The sequence below is a fragment of the Bacillus sp. AFS041924 genome (genome assembly GCF_002577195.1).
Taxonomy (GTDB): Bacteria; Bacillota; Bacilli; order Bacillales; family Bacillaceae_G; genus Gottfriedia.
The window spans coordinates 1-7381 of sequence record NZ_NULG01000127.1 but is presented as its reverse complement, the minus strand read 5'-3'; the positions used below and the strand labels follow the sequence as shown (position 1 = coordinate 7381).

The 7381-nt window shown below is 31.6% G+C and carries 6 protein-coding genes and 1 pseudogene; 5 read left to right on the top strand and 2 right to left on the bottom strand.

Annotation, left to right across the window (positions count from 1 at the left end; genetic code table 11):
- The 5 genes and pseudogenes from COC46_RS22420 to arsC all read left to right on the top strand — a co-directional run.
- Window positions 1–249, top strand: a pseudogene (locus COC46_RS22420) (phosphate-binding protein); the annotation flags it as partial.
- 475 nt (window positions 250–724) lie between these two features.
- Window positions 725–1051, top strand: a complete 327-nt coding sequence (locus tag COC46_RS20475; protein ID WP_369700074.1) for an ArsR/SmtB family transcription factor — start codon at window positions 725–727, stop codon at window positions 1049–1051.
- Window positions 1052–1132: 81 nt separating this feature from the next.
- A complete protein-coding gene (locus tag COC46_RS20470; protein ID WP_098811751.1) occupies window positions 1133–1570 on the top strand; it encodes an ArsI/CadI family heavy metal resistance metalloenzyme in 438 nt (145 codons plus the stop codon).
- A gap of 19 nt (window positions 1571–1589) precedes the next feature.
- Window positions 1590–2633 (top strand): ACR3 family arsenite efflux transporter, encoded by a 1044-nt coding sequence (gene arsB, locus COC46_RS20465; RefSeq protein ID WP_098811750.1) that lies wholly within the window; start codon window positions 1590–1592, stop codon window positions 2631–2633.
- Between the two features lie 23 nt (window positions 2634–2656).
- Entirely contained in the window at window positions 2657–3064 is a 408-nt protein-coding gene (gene arsC / locus COC46_RS20460; protein ID WP_098811749.1) for an arsenate reductase (thioredoxin), read from the top strand.
- 58 nt (window positions 3065–3122) lie between these two features.
- Here arsC and COC46_RS20455 read toward each other — a convergent pair whose 3' ends face one another.
- Entirely contained in the window at window positions 3123–5126 is a 2004-nt protein-coding gene (locus tag COC46_RS20455; protein ID WP_098811748.1) for a hypothetical protein, read from the bottom strand.
- 398 nt (window positions 5127–5524) lie between these two features.
- Complete coding sequence (locus COC46_RS20450) at window positions 5525–6409, bottom strand: DNA/RNA non-specific endonuclease (protein ID WP_098811752.1); 885 nt, start codon at window positions 6407–6409, stop codon at window positions 5525–5527.
- Between the last annotated feature and the right edge of the window lie 972 nt (window positions 6410–7381).

The following is a 7381-nucleotide window of genomic DNA, read 5'->3' as shown; positions in this document are numbered from 1 at the left end:
GCTAACTCCTATTTAATTGGTGATAAAAAGGATGCATTAAAAACAGTTAAAATTGACGGAAAAGAATCTTCTACAGACAATATCGTTGCAGGTGCATATCCATTCTATTCATATGAGTACATGATTACAAAAGGTGATGCTAAGTCTCCAGTAAAAGAATATATCGAATATATTAGTGGCGATGACTTCGCTAATAAGTTAGTTGAAATGGGTTATATCCCAGCTTCAGAAATGGCAGGTTTAGAATAATAATCAAATTAAGCTGACTCAGAAGGTCTATGACTTTTTGAGTCAGCTTTTTTATTTCTGTTACACTTCTTCTTACTACTTATGCCTCAAGTACTTGGATTGCAGGGCATGAAACAGCGACATTTCAAATCAAAAACTACATATACTAACAGGTTTTCCTTTGAACCCAGACATGTAAATGAGTCTCTGATACGTATGACGCGTAAGTTCCGATACTGACGCATCTGATTTAACGTAATTGAACTTGTTACTCAATCAATCGTCAACCATTAGCTGGAACAATTAAAAATTTGCTCGCAAATTCGTTAGTAATACTGTATTTTGTACGAAATTTTGTTCATGAACAGAAAAATGGCAGACTAGTCGAATAAGAAATTTTAAAATAAATCAATTTTTTTTGATTAATAAATTGCATTTATTTGGTAAACTAACATATACTTAATTCATCAAGAAAATTTGATTAAGGAGTAATCACATGACTGAGATGAAACAACAGTTCCAGAAATATGAGCAGAAATTTAAAGCGTTAGCTGATCGGAAGCGACTAGAAATTATGTATGAACTGTGCCAAAGAGGCAGTACATGTGTATGTGATTTAACAGAAGCGTTCGATATGACACAATCAAAGCTTTCTTACCATTTAAAAATCTTACTCGATGCAGGGCTCATTGTGAAAGAGAACAGAGGTACATGGAGCTATTACGACTTGAATGACACAGAAGTTAACAGCTTACTATCAGAAGAGCTTTGTTGTATTTTCCGAAAATCAGATAACGCTAATCGTAACAGTAATTGTTGTTAATTTTTTTTAATCATTAAATCAAATTTTTTTAATCATTAAATCAAATTTTTTTGATTTAACAAATTAAGGGAGGAATTCTGTATGAAATATGTTCATGTAGGGGTTAACGTGACAAATTTAGAGGCATCAATCGCTTTTTATCAAAAGGTATTTGGTTTAGCACCTGTTAAAGTGAAAGAAGGATATGCGAAGTTTCTAATAGAAAATCCAGGGCTTAATTTCACTCTAAATGTTCGTGATCAAGTTGAGGGTAATCAAATAAATCACTTTGGTTTTCAAGTTGAAACATCTGAAGAAATCTTATTTCATAAGGAAAGACTAGAAAAAGAAGGTTTCTTCGCACGAGAAGAAATGGATACAACTTGTTGTTATGCGGTACAAGATAAGTTTTGGGTAACAGATCCAGACGGAAATGAGTGGGAATTCTTCTATACCAAAGCAGATAGTGAAGTTCAAAAAATAGAAAATACGTCTTGTTGTAATACTTCCACTGAATCTAAAGTTAATTCTTGTTGTTAGTGAGTAAAAGGAGAAGCGAATGAAACGATTATCATTTTTAGACAGATATTTAACCCTTTGGATATTCATAGCAATGGCAATTGGGATAATTCTTGGCATTTCAACACCTGGATTTGTTGATAGCCTAAACAAATTACAAATTGGAACAACTTCAATACCTTTGGCTATCGGATTGATTTTAATGATGTATCCGCCACTGGCTAAAGTTCGTTATGAAGAGATCGGAAGAGTATTTAAGGACGTAAAAGTATTATTGCTATCCTTAATTCAAAACTGGATGATTGGACCAGTTTTAATGTTTTTATTAGCAATTGTCTTTTTAAGAGATTATCCAGAGTATATGGTTGGTTTAATCATGATCGGTTTAGCACGATGCATTGCGATGGTTATCGTATGGAACGATTTAGCTGATGGTGATCGTGAGTATGCGGCAGGATTAGTAGCCTTTAACTCCATTTTCCAAATGATTTTCTTCTCTGTTTACGCATATTTTTTCGTAACAGTCTTACCAAAAGTTTTTGGTTTAGAAGGTATGTCAATCGATATTACAATGCCAGAAGTGGCAAAATCAGTTTTCATTTATTTAGGAATTCCTTTCTTATCAGGACTATTAACAAGAATAATCCTTGTTAAAGTAAAGGGCAGAGAATGGTATGAAAAAGAATTTATTCCTAAAATTAGTCCAATTACGTTGATTGCATTATTGTTTACAATTGTTGTGATGTTCTCATTAAAGGGAGAAGTAATTGTAGCACTACCTTTAGATGTTGTTCGTATCGCAATTCCTCTATTAATTTATTTCATCATTATGTTCTTTGTTTCTTTCTTCTTAGGGAAGAAGTCGGGAGCAAGTTATGGTGTTTCAACAACTTTAGCTTTTACAGCTGGAAGTAATAATTTTGAATTAGCAATTGCAGTTGCAGTTGGAGTGTTTGGAATAAATTCAGGAGCAGCATTTGCAGCAGTAATTGGTCCATTGGTTGAAGTACCCGTAATGATTGCGTTGGTTAACGCAGCATTGTGGATGAGAAGAAAATATTTTGCAAAAGAAACAACAATCTAAATTTAAACAAAGGTGGAACACACATGCCAGATAATAAAAAAACAATTTACTTCTTATGTACTGGAAACTCCTGCCGTAGCCAAATGGCAGAAGCTTTTGGGAAACAATATTTAGAAAATGAATGGAATGTCTTATCAGCTGGGATCGAAGCACACGGTGTGAATCCAAATGCAATTAAAGCAATGGATGAAGTTAACATCGATATCCGAAATCAAACATCAGATGTAATCGATAATAATATCTTAAACAATGCAGATTTAGTAGTGACATTATGTGGTCATGCGAATGATGTGTGTCCAGTAACACCACCACATGTAAAACGTGTTCATTGGGGATTTGATGACCCGGCAGGTCAAGAATGGAGTGTATTCCAAAGAGTTCGTGATCAAATAGGACTTCGTATTAAACAATTTGCTGAATCTGGAGAATAGAATAGGGGGAGCTGAAATTAAAAGAGATAGCATAAGCTATCCCTTTGAAATCAGTTCTCTACTCTACAATATCTAATATTTCTTTATTCATTATTGAGAATGGACTAGAGATACTGATTGTAAAGTCTTCTAGATCAGAATGATTTATTGTAAATCTTTCTATTAGTAATTTTCCAGCGACACCCCAGTTAGACGACTCACAATTTTTTAATGAAGAAATTCGTACTTTAATATTGTCATGATCAGATTTTGCTATCCAATTTAATTGGATTTGATTTGTTTCATTTGAAAAAGCGATGTCTTCTTTAAATAAAAGCGTCTCATTTAAATATACACTATATTCAAGCCTTTTTGATTTCGATGCATTTTGATAAGGAGTTCTTAAGTGTAAATAAGCTTTGTATGCTTTAGATTTTTCCGTATCTAAATTAATTGTTGCTTCAACGAAATCACCTAATTTTGGTGCTGAATCAACAAGATGGAATTGTAATCTTTTTAAAGATTGTTTAGCCATATATTCAACTTGTTTGCTAGTATTCTTTGTATTTCCTGAATTTATTAAGATCGACGGTAGATTTTTTCCGAACTCATCAAATAAAGGATCATAGTAATCAGCAATTGTTTCTTTTGAATTAATTTTCCAATAGTTTAATATTGGCCAATAAGTAGTTATGATATTTTTAAATAAATCATTTTGAAGACGTGCTCGAAGGTTTACCCCAAGCATAATACTTAAAATATTTCTTGCATTAAATAAAATTAAAGTATCAAAGGCTACATCACTTTCAAGTAATATATTGCTATGCCAAGCACCCATTCGATACTCCCAATAGAGTAGATCATATGGATCTAGATTAAATATTCTATCAGCCGTGAATTCTACTGTTTCTAAGAATGTTTTAAATAAATTTAAAATTTCTATATCTTCAATTGCTTTAGAATTATAACATCTAACGATTTCAACAGGATTAATATTTTTTCCATCATATGGTTTTAAATTTTTTTTAAGTTCTTTTTTATAAAATGCTCGTCCAATCTCGAAAATATTTGAACGAATGTGAATATAACTGTCATCATAATTATCATAATATAGTTTCGCTAATCGATAACTATGATTCATCTCATTGTTTTTTGATAAAATTTGATTGAATTCAGTATTTGCAACATTGTAATCAATTTCAAGGATTTTCTGATTTAATCTTAAATTAGAAGCTAGATTTTTTGATACATCTAAGTCAATCGCTAAAGACTTTACAGGTGCCGTATTGCTCTTATAGTAGGTAAAAAATTCACAGTTATTAATATGATCTTTTAATAATGCTAAAGATGTTCTACTATCGATGCCTGCAGTTAGTGAAAATAATATCTTCTTATCTATTTTTTTAAAATATTTTAATTGCTCATTTACTAGATCATAAATCTTTGTAGTAGCTTCCTCGATTGAATAATTTGCAATTGGTTTTCTTGGCCAAAATCTTGATACTTTTATTTTAGGCCAGCAAAGTAGCGTATTCGGTGTTAAGCAAAAAAGATCCTCATATCTAGATATATTTCCGGGTAAATGGAAACTAGTGTATTTAAGAGATTTAGTTAATAAATCATTATTAATTGGGTGAGAACCACATATTTGTGCTAATAACTCGACATGTGATGAAATGATTTCTTCATTTTTCGAATAGTAAACTGATCGTAAACCAGCTGCATCTTGTAAGATTTTAAAAGAATCATCTTTTTGATAAAAAATTAAGTATCGACCTGCGAGTTGATCTAAATAATCAAAGAAAGAATCCTCAGAGGATGTTAATTTTTCAATTAATTTGAAGTATATTTCTTTATTAGATAATGTAGAATCAGAGATATCATAAATCATACCTAATATAAAAAGTTGATTTCCGTTTGAAGATATCTTTTCATCAAAATAATAATCAAGTTTTGGATCAAATTGTACTATGTAATTTCCTATATTCATTTTTTTCCAGTTAGAATGTGGAGAACTAATCCCTTTTTTCGAGATAATATAACCTCTTGCAAATAAAAGGTGATTGTATTTATTTGATTGCATTTTTTCAAATTCCTTTCAATGATGAATGACGGTCTTATATGCCTAGCAAAGTATTATCTTACTATATTATAGTATTTTCACCAAATTTAATTTTATCAAGTCAAACAATACAGATTTAAATAAAAAGATTTTTGTCACTCTTTTTGTAATTTCAGTGTTAGGATCGTAGCTATTTTTAAAAATAGTGCAATAAAAAAGACCGCCGAATGCAGTCTATCTTTGTTGAACTAATGAAATGATTTAGTTTAATAAGAAACTCTATATTTCCAAAATATCACTGATGCTATATTAACAAATTAATAAGATCAAAATACTTAAAACAAATTATCAAGGGAAATAAAAACCAATATCATTTTATAGCTTGCCTCTTACCTTCAATAAGAAGAAAAGAAATCCCTTTATTCACCTACTAAGCCATCACCATCTCGATCATCCATATATTTATAAAGCCACGAATCGCGCGTAATTGGCATTTTAAAGCCAGCAGCTTTGGCTTCAGCGATCGTAACACTTCCGTTATGGTTGGTATCCACTTTACTAACATCTTCATTACTATTTATTGTTTTGTTTGAAGGTACTTTGACTGTTTTCGGTGGCGTACTGCTCGCACCTGTCGTTTTCCCTAAATTTTTGTTCACTTCATCTGGATTTACATTGTCAAATTCATCTGTAATGGTTCTGCCCTGAATTTTGTAAGTGAATTTATAATGGTTAGGAATTTGCGTCTTAGTATTTGGATATTGAATCACTGCTACGAAATCAGTGCAACCTCCAGCATCTCGAATCACTTTTTCCATATAGGCTTGATCACCGTGCCTATTGAGATTGCTGTCCTGAGGTGTAATGTTATATGCGTTTGATACTCCCCCAAGCGAGTCAGCAATCACATGCCCTTTATCCAAGGTTGGACTCTCTGTACCAGGAACATTTGCTTCATCAGAGTAATATCTACCTGATGACAAAACATGATCGGTATTCGTATTTTGAAGTGTTATTTTTTTCGCCTCAACACGAATTAACTGACCGAATTCATTTGTATATGCCCAATATTCCCGTTTTCCAAATCCGACATCTACTTTGACATTCGACCGTCTATCTCCTGACATATCCCCGCCGTTTACTTTAATTAGGGTATACTTGCTGTAATCAATTCCATCCTTTGTACCTGTTTCCTTTGATGTGCTAGATTTAGGAACATTCTTGTTGGGTTCACTATCACTTGTTGGTTTTTCTGAGTCATCAGTAGATGTACTCGTATTGGTTTCAACAGTCTTAGAGGCCATACTCGTTTGAGATTGTACTTTTTTTGACGAAGACTGTTCAGTGATTTTTCCGCAACCCACAAATATTAAAATCACAGTAAATAAATTCAAAAATATTCTTTTGTTCACATTTCTGCACACCTTTCTAATGTTTCTACTCTATACAAATCATCTTTAAGTAATAACGCATTTTGATCTTTTGAAAGGTTTATTCAATCTATCACATAATTAGCCATCAAAAACTAACTAAAATAACGTTTACTACAGAATATTACACTAACTGATACATACATACAATGGAAAAGGAATCAAAAGAACTGGTGATGAAAAATTATTTTGAATTCGCTTCAAATAGTAAAACTTTCAAATTGGAGCCCAAACGTATCAGTCATCTGAGGGGAGATTAGAGTTAGATATTCAAGTTTCAAAGCCAAAAACATACATGGGAAATGTCATCATTTCAGGAATTCTACCAAAGAATGCTTTTGATTTTTTGTACAATCCTGATTTGTTGATTACGAATATTTTAATAAGTGATTCTTTTTCTGATCAGGAAGTTTCAAAACAATACACGATTTCTCCCTCTATTAAATCACCGGGTGGTATTTCTACAGGTAGAAGTTTTAACTTGTTCCCAGAAGTGACTTTCGAAAATGCTAGTAAGAAATTAAATGTTGTTTATATGAAAGTAAGCTTTTTTATGACTAAATGCCCTAAAACCAATTAAATATACACCTCTTAAAAAGATTTACAATTTCTTTACGATTGATTAAAACTTGCTTAACTTAAATACTTTAAAGTAGAGAATGTAAGAGATAACAAACAAAAACAAATACAAAAATAAATACAATCATTTTAGGGGGATATAAAATGAAACGTGGATTAAAATTAACATTTGCTGCAATGGCTATTACAGGTATGTTAGCAGGATGTTCTAATAAAGATGAGAAGACAACTGGAAAGACTTCAGATGATAAAAAAGTAGAATTAACA